Genomic DNA, 19,660 nt, shown 5'->3' on the forward strand with positions numbered 1-19,660 from the left:
CCGCGCTGTGCGTAGGACAGAGGCCGATGGGGCTGTGCGCCCCTAGCCCCACAGCCCCCTGCCCTCGACGCCTCAGCGCGCCAGCACCGGCGCCAGCGCCTTGCCCGTGTGCGTGCCTGCGGCCACCACCTCTTCGGGCGTAGCGGCCGCCACGATGCGGCCACCGGCGTTGCCGCCCTCCGGTCCCAGGTCCAGGATCCAGTCGGCCTCGGCGATCACATCCAGGTCGTGCTCGATCACGATCACACTATGGCCGCCGTCCACCAGGCGGTGCAGCACACGGATGAGCTTGTCCACATCAGCCATGTGCAGGCCCACGGTGGGCTCGTCCAGCACATACAGCGTGTGCGGCGCCTTCTGACCCCGGCGGCCGACCTCGTCGCGCACCTTGGTCAGCTCGGTCACGAGCTTGATGCGCTGCGCCTCGCCACCGGACAGCGTGGGCGACGGCTGGCCCAGCGTGAGGTAGCCGAGGCCCACGTCCTTCAAGAGCTGCAGCGGGTGCGCAATGCTGGGCATGGTGGCGAAGAAGTCCACGGCCTCATCCACCTCCATCTGCAGCACGTCACCAATGCTCTTGCCGCGCCAGGTCACGGCCAGCGTTTCGGGGTTGAAGCGCGCGCCGTGGCAGGTCTCGCAGGGCACCTTCACATCAGGCAAAAAGCTCATCTCGATGGTGCGCACGCCCGCACCTTCGCAGCTGGGGCAGCGGCCTTCGCCGGTGTTGAAGCTGAAGCGCCCGGCGGCATAGCCGCGTGCCTTGGCCTCCAGCGTTTCGGCAAACAGCTTGCGGATGGTGTCCCAGAAGCCAATGTAGGTGGCGGGGCACGAACGCGGCGTCTTGCCGATGGGCGTCTGGTCCACCTCCAGCACGCGGTCAATGCTTTCGAAGCCCGACAGGCCCGTGCAGCCCACCAGCGGCGGCGCCTTGCCTGCGTCCATCGCATCGCGCCCGGCCTTGGTACTGCGCTGCTGCACCCAGGCTTGCACGTTGGCCAGCAGCACATCGCGCGCCAGGGTGGACTTGCCCGAGCCACTCACGCCCGTCACCGCCACCAGGCGGTGCAGCGGCACGGTGGCGGTCACGTTTTGCAGGTTGTGCAGCTGCGCGCCATGCACCGTCAGCCAGCGCATGGCGGCGCGCTCCTTGGCCTCGGTGAGTGCATCGGCCGCCAGCGCGGCGGCCTGGGCGGCGCGCTTCTTCACGGCTGCGCTTTGGCGGCCGGTGGGCGCTGCGGCTTCGGCCTGAGCAAAGGCGGCCGTGGCTTCGGCGCTCACCTCGCCCGCCACCATGCTGCGGCGCAGTTGCAGCGGGTGCTTCATCGCGTGCAGCAGGTAGCGGCCGGTTTGCGAATCTTCTGCGTTCGTGAGGTCGCTCACCGAACCCTGCGCCACCAGGCGCCCGCCGCGTTTGCCGGCGCTGGGGCCAATGTCGATGATGTGGTCGGCGCGGCGGATGGTGTCCTCGTCGTGCTCCACCACCACCAGCGTGTTGCCCTTGTCGCCCAGCTTGTGCAGGGCATTCAGCAGAATCTGGTTGTCGCGGGCGTGCAGGCCGATGGTGGGCTCATCCAGCACGTAGCACACGCCTTGCAGGTTGCTGCCCAGCTGGGCAGCCAGGCGGATGCGCTGCGCCTCGCCCCCGCTGAGCGTGGGCGCGCCCCGGTCCAGCGTGAGGTAGCCCAGGCCCACTTCTTCCAAAAACTCCAGGCGGCTCTGGATCTCGGGGACCAGGTCGCGGGCGATGTCGGCCTCGCGGGCTGTCATGCCGCCTTCCACGCGCAAGGTCTCCACCCAGCGGCGCACGTCCGTGACGGACAGCGCGGCAATGTCGGTGATGCCCACGCCCGCAAACCGCACAGCGCGGGCCGTGGCGTTCAGGCGCGTGCCGCTGCAGGTCGGGCAGGCCGTGTCAGCAAGGTCTTCCACCTCAGGCTCGGCAAAGGTCTGCTCGCGGCCCTTTTCCTTGTCGTCCTGCACCGAGTCGTCAAACACCTTGCGCTGGTCTTTGGTGAGCTTGACGCCGGTGCCCACGCAGTCGGGGCACCAGCCGTGTTTGCTGTTGTAGGAGAACAGGCGCGGGTCCAGCTCGGCATAGCTCGTCGCGCACACGGGGCAGGCGCGCTTGGTGGAGAACGCCTGCAGCGTGCCAATACCGGCCGTTGGCTGGCCGCCCTCCATGGCTTCACGCAGGCCTGCAATGCCTGAGAGAACGTGCACCACGCCTTTGCCGTGCGTGAGTGCGTCGGCCAGCGCGGTGCGGAGTTGGGCCTCGTTCTCGGGCGACACATCGAGGCTGGCCACGGGCAGCTCGATGGTGTGTTCCTTGAAGCGGTCGATGCGCGGGAAATTGGTGGTCGGCAGAAAGTTGCCGTCCACCCGCAGGTGCGTGTAGCCACGCGGACGGGCCCAGTCGGCCAGCTCGGTGTACACGCCCTTGCGGTTCATCACCAGCGGCGCGAGCAGGCCGATGTGCTGGCCACGGAACTGCGTGAGCAGCTGCGCTGCAATGCTCTCGGGTGTTTGAGGCTGCACGGCGGCGCCGTCTTTGGTGCAGTGTTGCGTGCCGAGCTTGACATACAGCAGGCGCAAAAAGTGCCACACCTCGGTGGTCGTGCCCACGGTGGACTTGCGCCCGCCCCGCGACAAGCGCTGCTCGATGGCGACGGTGGGCGGGATGCCGTAGACCGCATCCACCTCGGGCCGGCCCGCAGGCTGCACGATGGAGCGCGCATAGGCGTTGAGCGATTCCAGGTAGCGCCGCTGGCCTTCGTTGAACAGGATGTCGAACGCCAGCGTGGACTTGCCCGAGCCGCTCACGCCGGTCACCACATTGAACTTGCCGCGCGGAATGTCTACGCTCAGGTTCTTGAGGTTGTGTTCCTTGGCGTTGACGATTTCAATGGCGTTTTTGGCCGCTGGCGCTTGATCCATATGCGCAAGGCGCTCTGATTTTCGTAGCGCAGCAGCTTTTTCGTGCACCGAATGGCCGCCCACGCCCAAAGCCAATTCGTAGTCGCGCAGGGCCTGCCCGGTGTGGGATGTGGCGTGCGCTCGCACGTCTTCGGGCGTTCCTTCGGCCACGATCAGACCACCCGCGTCACCGCCTTCGGGGCCCAGGTCGATGAGCCAGTCGCTGGCGCGGATCACGTCCAGGTTGTGCTCGATGACGATGAGCGAGTGCCCCGCGTCGATGAGCTTGCGCAGTGCGCGCATGAGCTTGGCGATGTCGTCGAAGTGCAGGCCGGTGGTGGGTTCGTCGAACAGGAACAGAGTGCCCTTGCGTGCCACCGTCTGGCGCGATTTGCTTTGTACGCGTGCAGCCTCGGCCAGAAAGCCTGCGAGCTTGAGGCGCTGCGCCTCACCGCCCGACAAGGTCGGCACCGGCTGGCCCAGCGCCACGTATTCGAGCCCCACATCCACGATGGGCTGCAGCGCGCGGATCACGTCGCGGTCGTTGACAAACACGGCGGCCGCCTCGGCCACGGTGAGCGCCAGCACATCAGCCACGTTCAGCGTCTTCCCGCCGCGCTCGATGGTGATCTCCAGAATCTCGGGGCGGTAGCGCTTGCCGTCGCAGTCCGGGCAGCGCAGATACACGTCCGACAGGAACTGCATCTCCACATGTTCGAAGCCCGAGCCGCCGCAGGTCGGGCAGCGCCCGTCGCCGCTGTTGAAGCTGAACTTGGCAGCGGTGTAGCTGCGTTGTTTGGACAGCGGCGCCACGGCGAAGAGCTCGCGGATGCTGTCCCACGCGCCCACATAGCTCACGGGGTTGGATCGGGCAGTTTTACCGATGGGAGACTGGTCCACGAACACCACGTCCGACAGATGGTCCGCACCCAGCATGCGGTCGTGCGCGCCGGGGCTGTCGGTGGCCTTGCCAAAGTGCCGCAGCAGCGCGGGGGCCAGTACATCCTGGATCAGGCTCGACTTGCCCGAGCCGCTCACGCCGGTCACGGTGACCAGGCGCTGCAGCGGAAATTCGACCGTCACATCCTTCAGGTTGTGCTCGCGTGCACCTTCGAGGATGAGGCGTGGGGTCGATTCCGTCACCATGCGCTTGAAGCCAAAGCCCACATGCTTGCGGCCGCCCAGGTAGGCGCCGGTGAGGGTGTCGGCCTTGCGCAAATCCGCCGTGGTGCCGTCAAACACGATCTGCCCGCCCAGGCGGCCCGGGCCGGGGCCCATGTCGATCATGCGGTCGGCCGCGAGCATCACCGCCGGGTCGTGCTCCACCACCACCAGCGTGTTGCCCGCATCGCGCAGGCGCAGCATGGCCTCGGTGATGCGGTGCATGTCGCGCGGGTGCAGGCCGATGCTGGGCTCGTCCAGCACAAACAGCGTGTTGACCAGACTGGTGCCCAGTGCCGTGGTGAGGTTGATGCGCTGCACTTCGCCACCGCTCAGCGTGCGGCTTTGCCGGTCGAGCGTGAGGTAGCCAATGCCCACGTCGCACAGGTACTGCAGGCGGGTGGTGATCTCTTCGTGCAGCAGTTTCAGCGCTTGCGCGTCGCCGCCTTTGGCGTCGTCCCCCACCGGTAGCTGCATGCGGTCAAAGAACTGGCGCAGGCGGTCAATGGGCAGCAGCATCAGGTCGTGCAGGCACAGGCCGGGCAGCGCTTCGAGTTGCTCACGCGACCATTGCACGCCCTCGGGCAAGAAGCGTTTGGCGGGATCCAGCACCGCATCGGCGTCTTCCTTGCGGCCGATGCGCCAGAGCAGGCTTTCGGTCTTGAGGCGCGCCCCCGCGCAGGTGGGGCACGGCGTGTAGCTGCGGTACTTGGACAAGAGCACACGGATGTGCATCTTGTAGGCCTTGCTCTCCAAGTATTCAAAGAAGCGCTTGATGCCGTACCACTGCTTGCTCCACTGGCCGTCTTTGTAGCCGGGTGCGCCGTTGATGACCCATTTCTTCTGGTCGTCGGTCAGCTTGTACCAGGGCGTGTCGCGCGGGATGCCTGCGGCCTCGGCGTGGCGCATGAGGTCGTCCTGTGCCTCTTGCCATGCGGGGGTCTGGATCGTCTTGATGGCGCCCGCGCGCAGCGTGAGCTTGTCGTTGGGGATGACCAGGCCGTAGTCCACTCCGATCACGCGGCCAAAGCCCCGGCAGCTGTCGCACGCGCCCACGGCGGAGTTGAACGAGAACATCGAGGGGATGGGGTCGCTGTAGCGCAAGTCGCTGTCCGGGCAATGCAGGCCTGTCGAAAATCTCCACAACTCGGGCTCGCCCTCATCCACCAGCCGGTACACATTCAGCCGCCCTGTTCCGCGCTTCAGTGCCACCTCAATGGCCTCGATCACCCGCGCCTTCTCGGCGTTGCCCAGGCGGAAGCGGTCGGCCACCACATCCAGCACCTTGCGCGGGCCGGTGGGCGTGGCCACCTCGCGCTCGGCCTGCACCTTGGTGAAGCCGCTGGCGGACAGCCATTGCTCCACCTGCTCGGCGGAAGTGCCACCGGGAAGTTCGACCGGAAAGGTCAGCACGATGCGTGGATCTCCGGCGGCCGCACTGCGCTGCTGCAGCTCGGCATAGATGGTCTCCGGCGAGTCGTGCCGCACCGGCTGCGCGGTCTGCTTGTCAAAGAGCTGACCCGCACGTGCGAACAACAGCTTGAGATGGTCGTTCAGCTCCGTCATCGTGCCCACGGTGGAGCGGCTCGAGCGCACCGGGTTGGTCTGGTCGATGGCAATGGCGGGGGGCACGCCTTCAACCTTGTCCACCGCCGGCTTGTCCATGCGGTCCAGGAACTGGCGCGCGTAGGCGCTGAAGGTCTCAACATACCGGCGCTGCCCCTCGGCATACAGCGTGTCGAACACCAGGCTGGATTTGCCCGAGCCGCTGGGACCCGTGACTACCGTGAGCTCGCCCGTGCGGATGTCCAGGTCCAGGTTCTTGAGGTTGTGCTGGCGTGCGCCACGGATGCGGATCTGTCCCTGGGTCATGGAGGCGGTCTTTCTGGGGTGAGGCGGGACATTCTAGGGACGCACTCCGGGTTTGCGCGCGCGCCCGTCGATTACCCCCGAGGCGCACTGCGGTGCTTTTGACCATGGACAAAGCACGCGCAATGGAGCAGCGGCTAGGGAAAAGCGGGTGTTCTGGCCGGGAACATCCGGCTAGACTGCGGCCTCCACACAAAACAAGAGGAGACCGCCATGACAAAACAATGGCAACTGCGGGCGGCGGGCTTGGTCCTGGCGCTCGCGGCCAGTGCAGCCAGCCATGCCCAGATCCTGATCGGCCAGACAGCAGGGTTCAGCGGCCAGGTCGCCGCCGGGGTGAAGGAGACCACTGATGGTGCACTGCTGTACATCGATGCCATCAATGCCAAAGGCGGCGTCAACGGCCAGAAGATCGAGCTGATTTCCCTGGACGACAAGTTCGACCCCAAGCTGGCCGCGGAAAACGCCCGCACGCTGATTGAGGACAAGAACGTCTTGGCCCTATTCCTCAACCGGGGCACCCCGCACACCGAGGCCATCCTGCCCCTGCTGGACAAGCACGGCGTGGTGCTGGTGGCGCCGTCCACGGGTGCCATGGTGCTGCACCAGCCGGTGCGCAAATACATCTTCAACGTGCGCGCCACCTACCAGCGCGAGGCCGAAAAGGCGATCACCCACCTGGCCTCCATGGGCATCAGCCGCGTGGCGCTGGTGTATGCGGACGACAGCTTTGGGGCGGACGGCATCCAGGGCGCACAAAAGGGCTTGGCAGCCGCCAAGCTGACCGCCGTGGTGTCCGAAAAGTTCGACCGCGCCAAGCCCGACTTCGCCCCCATTGCCGCCAAGGTGGCCAAGGCCGACGCGCAGGCGGTGTTGATGGTGGCCTCGGGCTCTGCGGTGGTGGACGCCACCAACGCGCTGCGCACGGCGGGCTCGGCCGCGCAAATCGTGACGCTGTCCAACAATGCCTCCAGCGGCTTCATCAAAAGCCTGGGGGCCAACGCGCGGGGCGTGATCGTGACCCAGGTGTTCCCCAACGAGCGGGCCGTGACCTACCCGATGGTGAAAGAAGCCCAGGAACTGGCCAAGACCAAGGGGCTCACCGAAATCAGCCCCGCCATGCTGGAAGGCTTTGCCGCCGCCAAGGTGCTGGTCGAAGGTCTCAAGCGCGCAGGCCCCAAGCCCACCCGCGACAAGATCCAGACCGCGCTGGAGAGCATCAAGAAGCTGGACCTGGGCGGGCTGGAGGTGAACTTCAGCCCCGAGGACCACACCGGACTGGACTTTGCCGACCTGTCCATCATCGGCACGGACGGGCGCTTCCGCCGCTGAACGTCCGCCTACGCGTTTTTACAGTTGTCCCGCGCGGGAGCATGCCTACACTCGGGCGCTCCACACGCAGGAGACAACCCCATGAAGAAAACTGGCCTGGCCGGTGCGCTCTGCGCCCTGGCCGCCGCCCTGGGCATCGGTTCCGCCCACGCACAGATCCTGATCGGCCAGACGGTGGGCATCACCGGATCGGCCGCCGCCACGGTGGCCGAATCCATGCAAGGAGCCGCCCTCTACATCGACCACATCAACGCCAAGGGCGGGGTGGGCGGACAGAAGGTGGAGGTGCTGTCGCTGGACGACAAGTTCGACCCCAAGCTGACCCTGGACAACACCCGCACGCTGATTGAACAAAAGGGCGTGATCGGCCTGTTTATGACCCGTGGCACGCCCCACACGCAGGGCATCATCCCGGTGCTGGAGCAGCATGGCGTGCCGCTGGTGGGCCCGTCCACCGGGGCGATTGCGCTGCACCAGCCGGTGAGCAAATACGTGTTCAACGTACGTGCGCCCTATCAGCGCGAGGTGACCAAGGCCATTTCGCACCTGCACACGCTGGGCATCCAGCGCATTGGCGTGGTGCATGTGGACGACACGTTTGGCGCGGACGGCCTGGCGGGCGCGCAGGCCGGCTTCAAGTCCAACAACATCGAGGCGCTGTTCATCGAGAAGTTTGACCGCGCCAAGCCCGACTACAGTGCCATCGCACCCCGCGTGGCCAGCAAGCAGCCCCAGGCCGTGATCTTCATCGGCACGGGCGCGGCAGTGGTCGATGGCATCAAGGCCCTGCGCGCTGCGGGCGTTGCCGGCCAGATCGTCACGCTGTCGAACAACGCGTCGGGCGGGTTTGTGAAGGCCCTGGGCGACCAGGCGCGGGGCGTGGTGGTGACGCAGGTGTTCCCGTCGGAGCGCTCGCTCAACTACCCCGTGGTCAAGGAGGCCATGGACCTGGCCAAGGCCAAGAATATCGGTGACCTGACGCCCGCCATGCTGGAGGGTTTTGTGAGCGCCAAGGTACTCGTGGAAGGCCTCAAACGTGCAGGCGCCAAGCCCGACAGCGCCAAACTCCACATGGGGTTGGAAAGTATCAGGAAGTGGGATCTGGGCGGCATGGAGCTGAGCTACAGCCCTACCGACCACAGCGGGCTGGACTTCTCCGACCTGTCCATCATCGGCACGGACGGCCGCTTCAAGCGCTGACACGGCACACGCTCCCGAGCCTCAGGTCACCACAAAAAAAGGCCCTACCAGCGATTGCTGGCAGGGCCTTTGTCATACCGGGCAATGCGCTTATTGCGCGCTGGCAGCCGAGGCAGGAGCCGCAGCGGGTGCAGGTGCGGCAGCAGGTGCCGCAGCGCTCGCAGGGGCCTCAGGCGCGTGCACCGCATCGGCACCGTGCTTTTCACCGCCCATGTCGGCCTTGTCGCCCGCCGTGATGATCACGTACATCGACAAAGCAGCAAACAAGACGAAGCCAACAACAATCTTCCACATATCAATATCTCCTGGGATGGGTTTGTTCAATCAAGGGGCCTGGCTGAACGCGCAAGGTTGTGGGTTGTACTGGTGCGCGGTACAAGCCCCTTGATGGAACACAGGGCCCGACCCTTACGGGGCGGGCCCTGTACACCGGTCAGTAACAATCAGTCGTTGGCGTAGATGTCAACGTCCTTGGTTTCCTTGATGAACAGACCACCGATCACCACCGTGGCACCGGCGATGATGATGGGGTACCACAGGCCGTTGTACATGTTGCCGGTCTGGGCAACGATGGCAAACGCCGTGGTAGGCAGCAGGCCGCCGAACCAGCCGTTACCGATGTGGTACGGCAGGGACATGGACGTGTAGCGGATGCGGGTGGGGAACATTTCGACCAGCATGGCGGCGATGGGGCCGTACACCATGGTCACCAGCAGCACCAGGTAGGTCAGGATGATGGTGACCATCACCTTGTCGATGCGGGCTGGGTCAGCCTTGGTGGGGTAGCCAGCGGCCTTCAGGTCGTCGGCCACGAGCTTCTTGAACTCGGCGTCCTTCTTCTTGGCTTCGTCAGCGCTCAGGCCCTTGCTGGAGTACGAGGGGATCGCGGTTTCGCCAATCTTGATGGTCGCCACCGTGCCAGCGGGTGCCACAGCGTTTTCATAGCTCACCGAAGCGCCCGCCAGCACCTGCTTGGCGATGTCGCACGAGCTGGTGAACTTGGTGGTCCCTGTGGGGTTGAACTGGAACGAGCACTCGGCAGGGTCGGCAGTGATCACCACCTTGTTCTTGGCCTGGGCTTCAGCCAGAGCGGGGTTGGCCGCCTTGGTCAGTGCACCGAACACGGGGAAGTACGTCAGCGCGGCCAGCAGGCAGCCTGCCAGGATGATGGGCTTGCGGCCGATCTTGTCGGACAGGGCACCGAACACAATGAAGAACGGCGTACCGATCAGCAGCGACACGGCCACAAAGATGTTGGCGGTGGCGCCATCGACCTTCAGTGCTTGCGTCAGGAAGAACAGCGCATAGAACTGGCCCGAGTACCACACCACGGCCTGACCGGCGGTCAGACCCACCAGTGCCAGGATCACGATCTTGAGGTTCTTCCACTCACCGAAGGATTCCTTCAGCGGAGCCTTGGAGGTCTTGCCTTCGGCCTTCATCTTCTGGAAGGCCGGCGATTCGTTCATCGACAAACGGATCCAGACGGAGATGGCCAGCAGCAGGATCGACACGATGAACGGAACACGCCAGCCCCAGTCGGCAAAGGCTTCTTCGCCCAGCACGGTGCGGGTGCCCAGGATCACCATCAGCGACAGGAACAGGCCCAGCGTGGCAGTGGTCTGGATCCAGGCCGTGTAGGCGCCGCGCTTGCCGTGTGGAGCGTGCTCGGCCACATAGGTGGCAGCACCGCCGTACTCACCGCCCAGTGCCAGGCCTTGCAGCAGGCGCAGGGCAATCAGGATGACGGGAGCGGCCACACCGATGGACGCGTAAGTCGGCAAGATGCCCACGATGAAGGTGGACAGGCCCATGATCAGGATGGTGACCAGGAACGTGTACTTGCGGCCAATCATGTCGCCCAGGCGGCCGAAGAAGATGGCGCCGAAGGGACGAACAATGAAGCCCGCCGCAAACGCCAGCAGCGCGAAGATGAACGCCGAACCGGCATCCAGACCGCTGAAGAACTGCTTGGCGATGATGGCTGCGAGCGAGCCGTACAGGTAAAAGTCGTACCACTCGAAAACGGTGCCGAGCGACGAGGCGAAGATGACCTTCCTCTCTTCGGGCGACATCGGCCGCGGTGCGGGATGAACAGTTGCCATGGTGTGTGTCTCCTATTGGTGTTACAGACCGCACTGCGGCGGGCTTTGGGAACGTGTTCGCGGTCTTTTCGAGGTCGCGCAAGTGCCTTGCCGGGATGGGGTGCAAGGCGCGGTGCGCAGCCAATAGCTCGGCTATTGGCAAGCGCCGCAACGCCGCAGACCGCCCGGCAAAACACTTGCCCGAAGGGTTGGAGCGAAATCGGGCGATTGGGCGCCTCGACTGCTTGCATGGGCATGAGCCCATGCGGCGCATCCGAGGCATCCACTCATCCCGATTGCGCTCCAACGCGGCCCCGAAAAGACCGCGAACACGTTCCCTTGCATTCTTGGAGATGGCACTGACCACCCTCTGACGCGAAACCAACAAGAGCTTTCATCAAACTGACCGCTCTCTGACAACTTAGGGTGAAACCCGCAGCACCCCTTTCAGCATCCGGAAATTGCTCAGGGCTTGCCGGGTAAACCCGATGGGAGCTGGCTGACAGCGTCCCAGGCGGGGCCGTCGAACCAGGCGTCGCCGTCGAGGTAGGCACGCAGCATGGGCAGGCCGTCCAGCCCCCAGAACAGCTTGCCATCCACACCGAACGCGGGCACGCCAAACACACCGGCGGCCTGCGCAGCTTCGGTGTTGGCGCGCAGCAAGGCCTTGGGGCCGTCGCTGTTCACGTCCTGTCCGGGGCGCACCTGTTCCGCCAACGCCTCGGCCAGCGCGGCCAGCCGCGTGGGGTCGAGCGCGTCCCCACCGCCCTGCCACACGTGGCGCAGCACCGTGCCCGCCACGTAGCGGTTGATGCTGCCGTCGTCGCTGCAGGCCAGGGCCTGGCGCAGCAAGGGCAGCGGGTTGAACGGGTGGCGCGCCGGCATCTGCAGTGGCGTGCCTTGCGCATGGCCCAGCCAGGTCACATGGCGGTAGGTCCAGTCGCGCTTGGGGGCAATGCCCGCAGGGCCGGGGTTGCCGTGCTGCTGCAGCAGGGCACCCAGCAGCACGGGCTGGTAGGTCACGCTGTAAGTCAGCCCTTCCAGCACCTCGGGCAAGCGCTCAAACGCGAGCCAGGCATAGGGAGAAATGAAGTCCAGGTAGAACGTGATGCGCTTCATGCTTCGGTCTCCGGCACGGGCCAGGCAATGCCGGCGCGTTGCAACAACTGCGCCCAGATGGCGCGCCGCTGCGGAGCGTCGGCACGCGACCAGGCGCGGATTTCATCCAGCGTGCGAAAGCAGCCTTCGCAGTGGCTGCGGTCGGGCGTCATGCGGCACACCGAAATGCAGGGCGAAGGCACTGGCTCGGCACTTTTGGGGTCAAATTGGCCGGTAGCGCTAGTCTCTTTTGCCTTGGCAGCTAGCAAATCAATAGCATTCATGCGGCCACCTGGGGCGCGGGGGTGTCCGCCACAGGCGCTTGCACCACGTCCACCACGGGTGCGCCCGTCAGGCGCTGCAGGTCCGTGGGGTGCAAGGGGAACACGCCATGGGGGTGGCCTGCTGCGGCCCACACCACGTCAAAGCGCAGCAGGTCCTGGTCGATGAGCGTGACGGGCGGCGTGGCATGCGCCACGGGCGACACGCCGCCAATCGAGAAGCCGGTGCGCGATTTCACAAACTCGGCATCGGCGCGGCCGATCTTGCCGCCCACATGGGCTTCCACTTTTTTCTCGTCCACGCGGCGGTCGCCCGATGTGACCACCAGCACCGCCACGTCGTCGCTCTTGCGCCGAAAGATGATGCTCTTGGCCACCTGCCCCACCAGGATGCCCAGCGCATCAGCGGCCTGCTGCGCAGTGCGCGCGGCATCGTACAGCATCTGCGGCAGGTGCGGGTGGCCGAGCCGCTGCAACTCGGCAGCCACACGCTGTACGCCCTCGGGCAGGTTTTTCAGTTCGGCTCCACACATGCGCATCGGTCTCCAGCGGGCCCCCATGGGGGCGTGATTCGGTCGGGTCTCCCTCCATTTTGCCGCGCGCCAGGGCCTGCCTGGCGCCCTGCCCCGCATGTCCCTGCGCTGCGCTCCGGCACCCGGGCCAAATCCGGCCACTTTACAAACAGGAAATGTGCGCCCCCCACAATGCGCCGAACTTTCCACCCCCACGCCCCAAGCCCCACGCCCATGAACGATGCCGCGTTGTCCCTGCCGTGCCCGAGCCTGTCTGCGCCGTCCCCTGCCGATCCCGTGTCAGGCCGCGCCGCCCGCCCCGCCCTGGGGGCCTTGCCGTCCCGGGGAGCGTTGCTGGGGATGCTGTTGATCGCAGGCATCCTGGCCGGCTGCAGCAAACCCAACGAGGCCCCTGCACCGGCCAAGGCCGCCCCAGAAGTGGGCGTGGTCACGCTCAAGCAGCAAAGCCAGCAGCTCGAAGCCGCGCTGCCGGGCCGTACCCGCGCCTCGCTCACGGCCGAGGTCCGGCCCCAGGTGTCGGGCATCCTGCAAAAGCGTCTGTTCACCGAAGGCGCGCTGGTGCGCCAGGGCCAGCCGCTGTACCAGATCGACGACGCCTCGCTGCGCGCCACCGAGGCCAGCGCGCAGGCCGCCCTGGCCAAGGCCGAGGCCACCGCGCGCACCCAGGAGGCCACGGCCAAGCGCAATGCCGAGCTGGTGAAGATCGATGCCATCAGCCAGCAGGCGTTTGAAGAAAGCCAGGCCGCCGCCGCCCAGTCGCGCTCCGACGTGGCCGTGGCCCAGGCCAACCTGGCCACGGCGCGCATCAACCTCAAATACAGCCGCATCGAAGCCCCGATCAGCGGACGCATCAGCCTGTCCAACGTCACGCCGGGGGCGCTGGTCACGGCCAACCAGGCCGACGCGCTGACCTCCATCGTCCAGCTTGACCCGATGTACGTGGACTTCACCCAGTCCACCACCGAGCTGATGCAGCTGCAGCGGGACTGGGACGCAGGCCGATTCCAGAAGGTCGAGGGCGACAAGATCCCCGTGCGCATCCGCCTGGACGACGGCACCGAATACGCGCAGCGCGGCCAGCTGCAGTTTGCGGGCGTGATCGTGAACGCCACCACCGGCACCGTCACGCTGCGTGCCGTGGTGCCCAACCCCAAGGGCACGCTGATGCCCGGTATGTACGTACAGGCGCTGCTGCCCACCGGCCTCGCGCCCGAAGCCCTGCTGGTGCCCCAGCAGGCCGTGACCCGCGACCTCACCGGCAAGCCCAGCGTGCTGGTGGTCAAGGACGGTGATGTGGTGGAAAAGCGCCCGATCAGTATCGACCGTGCGGTGGGCAACCAGTGGCTGCTGCAGGGCGGGCTGGCTGCGGGCGAGCGCGTGGTGATCGAGGGCTTCCAGCGCGTCAAACCCGGCGACAAGGTGCGCGCGGTGGAGGTGGACCCCAAGGCCCCCGCCAAGGGCCGCAAGGGCGCCCCTGGCGCTGACGCACCCGCCGCAGCAGGTGCCGCGCACGCGTCGGCCCCCGCGTCCAATCCCGCTCCGGCAGCCTCCCGCTGAGCACGAAGGACGCAGCACATGGCTCAGTTCTTCATCAACCGGCCCATCTTTGCGTGGGTCATCGCCATCATCATCATGCTGGGCGGCGCGCTGTCCATCGTCACGCTGCCACTGGAACAGTACCCCGACATCGCCCCGCCGCGCGTGACCATCGGCTCGCAATACACCGGAGCCTCGGCTGAGACGGTTGAAAACTCGGTCACGCAGATCATCGAGCAGCAGCTCAAGGGCATCGACAACATGCTCTACATGAGCTCGACCTCGGACGCCTCGGGCCGCTCGCGCACCACCCTCACGTTCGCGCCCGGCACCAACATCGACGTGGCGCAGGTGCAGGTGCAGAACAAGCTGCAGGCCGCCACCAACCGCCTGCCCGACGCCGTCAAGAGCCGGGGCGTGTTCGTGAACAAGGGCGGGCAGGACTTCCTCGTCACCTACAGCTTCTTCTCCAAAGACCCCTCCATGAGCGCCGTGGACATCGGCGACTTCCTGACCAGCAGTCTGGTGGATGTGATCGGCCGCATCGACGGCGTGGGTGACGTGACGGTGTTCGGCACCAACTACGCCATGCGCATCTGGATGGACCCGGCCAAGATGGAGAAGTACGCGCTGATGCCGTCGGACCTGGTCAATGCCCTCAACGCCCAGAACGCCCAGGTGTCTGCCGGCCAGCTGGGCGCCCTGCCTGCGGTGTCCGACCAGCAGCTCAACGCCACCATCACCGCCCGCACCAAGCTCAAGACGGTGGAGCAGTTCGAGGCCATCGTGCTCAAGTCGGCCCTCGACGGCTCGGTGGTGACCATCAAGGACGTGGCCCGCGTGGAGCTGGGCGCCGAGAACCTGACCGTGAAGGCCAAGCTCAACGGCATGCCCGGCGCGGGCATGGGCATCGTGCTGGCCGACGGCGCCAACGCCATGCAGGTGGCCGACGCCATCGCCGCCAAGCTTGCCGAGCTCAAGCCCTACTTCCCCAACCAGATCGACTACTTCGTCAGCTCGGACTCCACGCCCTTCGTGCGCGCCTCCATCAAGGAAGTGGTCAGCGCGTTGGGCGAGGCCATGATCCTGGTGGTGATCGTGATGTTCGTGTTCCTGCAGAACTTCCGCGCCACGCTGATCCCGGCGATTGCCGTGCCGGTGGTGCTGCTGGGCACCTTTGGGGTGCTGTCACTGGCGGGGTATTCGATCAACACGCTGACCATGTTTGCCATGGTGCTGGCCATCGGCCTGCTGGTGGACGATGCCATCGTGGTGGTTGAAAACGTCGAGCGGGTGATGCACGAGACCGGCCAATCGGCCAAAGAGGCCACCCGCCAGTCCATGCGCGAGATCACGCCCGCTCTGGTGGGTATCGGGGTCACGCTGTCGGCGGTGTTTGTGCCCATGGCGTTCTTTGGCGGCTCCACGGGCGTGATCTACCGGCAGTTCTCGATCACCATCGTCGCGGCCATGGCGCTGTCGGTGTTTGTGGCGCTGACCCTCACCCCGGCGCTGTGCGCCACGCTGCTCAAGCCCGCAGCCGCATCGGCTGGGCATGACCGGCCCATTCGGCGCGGCCTGCTGGGCCTGAACGACCGGTTCTTCCGCTGGTTCAACCACCACTTCGACGCCACTGCGGCACGCTACCAGGGCACGGTGGCCTACACCCTGCGCCGCACCAAGCGCATGGCGCTGATCTTTCTGGCCGTTTGTGGCGTGGTGTGGCTGCTCATGGCGCGCCTGCCCACCTCCTTCCTGCCCGACGAAGACCAGGGCTTTCTGTATGTGAACGTGAACCTGCCCTCGGGCGCCGCCGATGCGCGGCTGCAAAGCGTGCTGGACCAGGTGCGGGACTACTTTGCGCAGCAGCCTGATGTGCTGAGCTTCTACCAGGTCTCGGGCATCAACGGCGACCAAGCCTCGGCACGCGGTTTTGTGCGCCTCAAGCCTTGGGAGGACCGCACGCTGCCCAACCAGGCCGCCGCGCAGATCGCCTACAAGGCCACGCGCGACCTCGCATCCATCCGTGATGCGCGGGTGCTGGTCGTCATGCCCCCCGCCGTGCGGGGCCTGGGCTCCAGCTCGGGCTTCAACTTCGTGATCAAGGACATGAACGGCCTGGGCCACCAGGCGCTGCTGGCCGCCACCAACACCTTCCTGACCGAAGCACGCAAACGGCCCGAGCTGACCAACCTGCGCATGACCAATCTGGAGGATGCCAGCGAACTGCGCCTGGAGATCGATGACCGCAAGGCCGCTGCGCTGGGGCTGTCGTACAACGACATCAACAGCGTGCTCTCCAGCGCCATTGGCGGCACCTACGTGAACGACTTTCTGAACAACGAACGGGTCAAGCGCGTGTACATCCAGGGCGACGCGCCAGCGCGCATGCTGCCTCAAGACTTGGCCCGCTGGAGCGTGCGCAACAGCAAGGGCGAGATGGTGCCGTTTGGCGCGTTCTCGACCAGCTACTGGGCCTACGGCTCGCCGCAGCTGCTGCGCTACAACGGCAACCCGGCCTACGAGCTGGAAGGCCGCGCGGCACCAGGCGTGAGCTCGGGCGCCGCCATGAAGATCGTGGAAGACATCCTGCGCACGCTGCCCCCGGGCATCGGTTACGAGTGGACGGGCGCTTCGCTGCAAGAGCGGCAGTCAGGGGCCCAGGCCCCCATGCTGTACGCGATCTCGATCCTGTTCGTGTTCCTGTGCCTGGCCGCCCTGTACGAGAGCTGGACCGTGCCGCTGTCGGTGATCCTGGCCGTGCCGCTGGGCGTGGTGGGCGCGCTTGCGGCCACTTACACCCGGGGCCTGACCAACGACGTGTACTTTCAGGTGGGGCTGCTGACCACCGTGGGGCTGGCGTCCAAAAACGCGATCCTGATCGTCGAGTTTGCGGTGCAGCTGCAGGAGCAGGGCAAGAACCTGTTTGACGCCATCGTCGCCGCGGTGCGACTGCGCCTGCGGCCCATCCTGATGACGTCGCTGGCGTTTGGCTTCGGGGTGATCCCGCTGGCCATCGGCACCGGTGCGGGTGCGGGCGGGCGGGTGGCCATCGGTACCGCCGTGCTGGGCGGCATGCTGGCGTCCACCGTGCTGGGCATCTTCCTGGTGCCGGTGTTCTTCCTGCTGATTCGCCGCTGGTTCAAGAGCCGGTCGCGCAGCGAGGACAACGCACCACCGCCCCCAGCCACCACCCCACCGCACCCCACACAGGAGAGCGCAGCATGACGCGCCCACCCTTGTCGCCAGGCCGCGAGCGTCGGCCCGTCACCCTTGCCGCCATGACGGCGGCCCTGGCCGCTGCCGCACTGCTCGCAGGCTGCAACCTGGCCCCTACTCACCAGACCCCTGCCCTGCCCGTGCCTGACACCGTGGGCACGACCGGCGGACAGCCCACTATGGCCAGCGACGCCAGCGTGCAAGCGGCTGCTGCGCTGGGCTGGGTGCAGGCCCAGCCGCTGCGTGATGTCATTGCCCTGGCGCTGTCCAACAACCGCGACCTGCGCGTGGCGGTGGAGGCCATCGAGCGGGCCCGCGCCCAGTACGGCATTACCCGGGCCGACCTGTTGCCCAGCGTCACCGCGCAGGCACAGGCCAGCCGCGCCCGCACTGCCGCCGGCATGAGCAGCGCCACCGCGCCCGCCCAGGTCGCCACGCAGTACACAGCCCAACTGGGCTTTGCCAGCTACGAGATCGACTTCTGGGGCCGCGTGCGCAACCTCAACGAGGCGGCGCTGCAGCAATTTCTGCAGAGCCAGCAGAACCAGCGCAACATCCAGACCGGCCTGATTGCCGATGTGGCCAACGCCTGGCTCACCCTGGCCGCCGATGAGGCCCGGCTGCAACTGGCGCGCGACACCCTGGCCAGCCGCGAGAAGGCCTATGCGCTGACCGAACGCATCCACGCCATCGGCTCCACATCGGGGCTGGTGCTGGCCCAGGCACAGACCACGGTAGACGCTGCACGCGGCGATGTGGCGACCTACCTGGCCCAGGTGGAGCGCGACCGCAACGCCCTGCAACTGCTGGTGGGCGGCCCGGTGCCTGCGGCCCTGTGGCCCACTGCCAGCACGCTGCGTGCCGACGCGCAGGCCCCGGCGGCGTTGCAGCCCGTACCGGTGCCACTGGCCTCCAGCGTGCTGCTCGCCCGGCCCGACATACAGGCCGCTGAAAATGCCCTGCGCGCCGCCGAGGCGAACATCGGCGCTGCGCGGGCGGCCCTGTTCCCCACCATCAGCCTCACGGCCAACATAGGCACCGGCAGCCGTGAGCTGGACGGCTTATTTGGCGCGGGCAGCGGCACCTGGAGCTTTGTGCCACTCGTCCGCCTGCCGATCTTCGACGCCGGCCGCAACCGCGCCAACGTGCAGGTGGCCGAGGCCAACCAGCGCATCGCGGTGGCCCAGTACGAGAAAGCCGTGCAGACCGCGTTCCGCGAGACCGCCGATGTGCTGGCCGACCGCGCGCAATGGGACGAGCGAATCGCCGCGCAGACGCGGCTGGTGGCCTCCACCCAGAAGGCGTTCGACCTGTCGGAGGCGCGGTTCAAGGCCGGCGTGGACAACTACCTCACGGTGCTGGATGCGCAACGCAGTCTGTATGCGGCGCAGCAGACCCTCATCGGCCTGCGCCAGGCCGAGCAGGTCAACCGCGTGACGCTGTGGAAGGTGCTGGGCGGCACCCCGGACGCCGGTTGACGGCGACCGGGTGGCGTTGGACCAGCGGGGTCAGCCCGCGCGCTTGGTCAGCAAGGCGTTGGCCGCGCGTGAGTTGGGCTTGCGATCCAGAAAACCGCTGATGTAGGCGCCTGCGTCGATGAGCAGGTCTAGGTCGATGCCGGTCTCAATGTCCATGCCCTGCAGCATGTAGACCACATCTTCGGTGGCCACATTGCCGGTGGCTCCCTTGGCGTAGGGGCAGCCGCCCAGCCCAGCCACGGACGACTGGAAGTTCCACACACCCAGCTCCAGCGCGGCCAGCGTGTTCGACAGCGCCTGGCCGTAGGTGTCGTGGAAGTGTCCCGAGACTTCATCGATGCCAAAGTGCTGCAGCGTCGCCTCCAGCGCCTTTTGCACCTTGCGCGGCGTGCCCACGCCGATGGTGTCGGCCACATCCACGCGCTGCACGCCAATGCCTTTGAGCAACCCCGCCAGGTACGCCACGCGTTCGGGCGCAATATCGCCTTCGTACGGGCAGCCCACGGTGCAGCTCATGGCGCCTCGCACGCGGATGCCTGCGGCCAACGCGGCCTCTACCACTGGGGCAAAGCGCTCAATGCTCTCGGCAATGCTGCAGTTGATGTTGCGCTGGCTGAAGGCCTCGCTGGCGGAGCCGAAGACGACGATCTCGTCGGGCTTGTCGAGCACGGCCGCCTCAAAGCCCTTGAGGTTGGGCGTGAGCACCGAATACGCCACACCTGGCTGGCGGGTGATGCCGCTCATCACCTCGTGGTTGTCGGCCATCTGCGGTACCCACTTGGGGCTGACGTAGCTGGTGACTTCGATCTCTTTCAGGCCCGCCTGCTGCAGACGGTGCACCAGCTCGATCTTGACGGCGGCAGGCACCGGGGTCTTTTCGTTCTGCAGGCCGTCGCGGGGACCAACGTCGATCAGGCGGACGCGGGAGGGAATGCTCATGGGGCTACCAAGGGTGG

General features: G+C 66.5%; 12 protein-coding genes. 5 read left to right on the forward strand and 7 right to left on the reverse strand.

The window, feature by feature from the left end; genetic code table 11:
- Positions 1-72: 72 nt before the first annotated feature.
- Complete coding sequence (uvrA, locus tag C380_RS20390) at positions 73-5,946, reverse strand: excinuclease ABC subunit UvrA (protein WP_015015740.1); 5,874 nt, start codon at positions 5,944-5,946, stop codon at positions 73-75.
- Positions 5,947-6,156: 210 nt separating this feature from the next.
- Here uvrA and C380_RS20395 point away from each other — a divergent pair, with 210 nt between their 5' ends.
- Together C380_RS20395 and C380_RS20400 are read left to right on the forward strand one after the other, a co-directional pair.
- Positions 6,157-7,275, forward strand: coding sequence for an ABC transporter substrate-binding protein (locus C380_RS20395; protein WP_015015741.1), 1,119 nt, complete (start codon positions 6,157-6,159; stop codon positions 7,273-7,275).
- A gap of 81 nt (positions 7,276-7,356) precedes the next feature.
- Complete coding sequence (locus C380_RS20400; RefSeq protein WP_015015742.1) at positions 7,357-8,475, forward strand: ABC transporter substrate-binding protein; 1,119 nt, start codon at positions 7,357-7,359, stop codon at positions 8,473-8,475.
- A 90-nt stretch (positions 8,476-8,565) separates the two neighbouring features.
- On the opposite strand, the gene C380_RS20405 is transcribed toward C380_RS20400, so the two are convergent.
- The 5 genes from C380_RS20405 to C380_RS20425 all read right to left on the reverse strand — a co-directional run bounded on the left by C380_RS20405 (position 8,566) and on the right by C380_RS20425 (position 12,471).
- Positions 8,566-8,769 carry a hypothetical protein gene (locus C380_RS20405; RefSeq protein ID WP_015015743.1) on the reverse strand — a complete coding sequence of 68 codons (204 nt, stop codon included), beginning with the start codon at positions 8,767-8,769 and terminating at the stop codon, positions 8,566-8,568.
- A gap of 149 nt (positions 8,770-8,918) precedes the next feature.
- Positions 8,919-10,580 carry an MFS transporter gene (locus C380_RS20410; protein ID WP_015015744.1) on the reverse strand — a complete coding sequence of 554 codons (1,662 nt, stop codon included), beginning with the start codon at positions 10,578-10,580 and terminating at the stop codon, positions 8,919-8,921.
- A gap of 444 nt (positions 10,581-11,024) precedes the next feature.
- Positions 11,025-11,678 carry a 2-hydroxychromene-2-carboxylate isomerase gene (locus tag C380_RS20415; protein ID WP_015015745.1) on the reverse strand — a complete coding sequence of 218 codons (654 nt, stop codon included), beginning with the start codon at positions 11,676-11,678 and terminating at the stop codon, positions 11,025-11,027.
- Positions 11,675-11,941: a DUF1289 domain-containing protein gene (locus C380_RS20420; protein WP_015015746.1), complete on the reverse strand. Its 267-nt coding sequence runs from the start codon at positions 11,939-11,941 to the stop codon at positions 11,675-11,677. Before C380_RS20420 ends, C380_RS20415 begins: the two co-directional genes overlap by 4 nt.
- Positions 11,938-12,471 (reverse strand): YbaK/EbsC family protein, encoded by a 534-nt coding sequence (locus C380_RS20425; protein ID WP_043566956.1) that lies wholly within the window; start codon positions 12,469-12,471, stop codon positions 11,938-11,940. Before C380_RS20425 ends, C380_RS20420 begins: the two co-directional genes overlap by 4 nt.
- A 213-nt stretch (positions 12,472-12,684) precedes the next feature.
- On the opposite strand from C380_RS20425, the gene C380_RS20430 reads away from it, so the two are divergent.
- From C380_RS20430 to C380_RS20440, 3 genes are read left to right on the forward strand one after another with little or no spacing between them, the layout of a single operon-like run.
- Positions 12,685-14,028 (forward strand): efflux RND transporter periplasmic adaptor subunit, encoded by a 1,344-nt coding sequence (locus C380_RS20430; protein ID WP_051022595.1) that lies wholly within the window; start codon positions 12,685-12,687, stop codon positions 14,026-14,028.
- Between the two features lie 18 nt (positions 14,029-14,046).
- Positions 14,047-17,235, forward strand: coding sequence for an efflux RND transporter permease subunit (locus tag C380_RS20435; protein ID WP_015015749.1), 3,189 nt, complete (start codon positions 14,047-14,049; stop codon positions 17,233-17,235).
- Positions 17,232-18,704 (forward strand): efflux transporter outer membrane subunit, encoded by a 1,473-nt coding sequence (locus C380_RS20440; RefSeq protein ID WP_015015750.1) that lies wholly within the window; start codon positions 17,232-17,234, stop codon positions 18,702-18,704. Before C380_RS20435 ends, C380_RS20440 begins: the two co-directional genes overlap by 4 nt.
- Positions 18,705-18,734: 30 nt before the next feature.
- Here the strand turns inward: C380_RS20440 and C380_RS20445 are convergent, their stop codons facing one another.
- The gene (locus tag C380_RS20445) at positions 18,735-19,643 is read right to left on the reverse strand and encodes a hydroxymethylglutaryl-CoA lyase (RefSeq protein ID WP_015015751.1); all 909 of its coding nucleotides are present in this window, start codon (positions 19,641-19,643) and stop codon (positions 18,735-18,737) included.
- Positions 19,644-19,660: the final 17 nt, after the last annotated feature.

This window comes from Acidovorax sp. KKS102 (assembly GCF_000302535.1).
GTDB lineage: Bacteria > Pseudomonadota > Gammaproteobacteria > Burkholderiales > Burkholderiaceae_C > Acidovorax.

Bases quoted from the DNA above. Each gene is read 5' to 3' on its own strand.
- C380_RS20400 (WP_015015742.1), top strand. From the start codon at position 7,357: ATGAAGAAAACTGGCCTGGCCGGTGCGCTCTGCGCCCTGGCCGCCGCC.
- C380_RS20430 (WP_051022595.1), top strand. From the start codon at position 12,685: ATGAACGATGCCGCGTTGTCCCTGCCGTGCCCGAGCCTGTCTGCGCCG.
- C380_RS20410 (WP_015015744.1), bottom strand. From the start codon at position 10,580: ATGGCAACTGTTCATCCCGCACCGCGGCCGATGTCGCCCGAAGAGAGG.
- C380_RS20415 (WP_015015745.1), bottom strand. From the start codon at position 11,678: ATGAAGCGCATCACGTTCTACCTGGACTTCATTTCTCCCTATGCCTGG.
- uvrA (WP_015015740.1), bottom strand. From the start codon at position 5,946: ATGACCCAGGGACAGATCCGCATCCGTGGCGCACGCCAGCACAACCTC.
- C380_RS20435 (WP_015015749.1), top strand. From the start codon at position 14,047: ATGGCTCAGTTCTTCATCAACCGGCCCATCTTTGCGTGGGTCATCGCC.
- C380_RS20420 (WP_015015746.1), bottom strand. From the start codon at position 11,941: ATGAATGCTATTGATTTGCTAGCTGCCAAGGCAAAAGAGACTAGCGCT.
- C380_RS20440 (WP_015015750.1), top strand. From the start codon at position 17,232: ATGACGCGCCCACCCTTGTCGCCAGGCCGCGAGCGTCGGCCCGTCACC.
- C380_RS20445 (WP_015015751.1), bottom strand. From the start codon at position 19,643: ATGAGCATTCCCTCCCGCGTCCGCCTGATCGACGTTGGTCCCCGCGAC.
- C380_RS20425 (WP_043566956.1), bottom strand. From the start codon at position 12,471: ATGTGTGGAGCCGAACTGAAAAACCTGCCCGAGGGCGTACAGCGTGTG.
- C380_RS20405 (WP_015015743.1), bottom strand. From the start codon at position 8,769: ATGTGGAAGATTGTTGTTGGCTTCGTCTTGTTTGCTGCTTTGTCGATG.
- C380_RS20395 (WP_015015741.1), top strand. From the start codon at position 6,157: ATGACAAAACAATGGCAACTGCGGGCGGCGGGCTTGGTCCTGGCGCTC.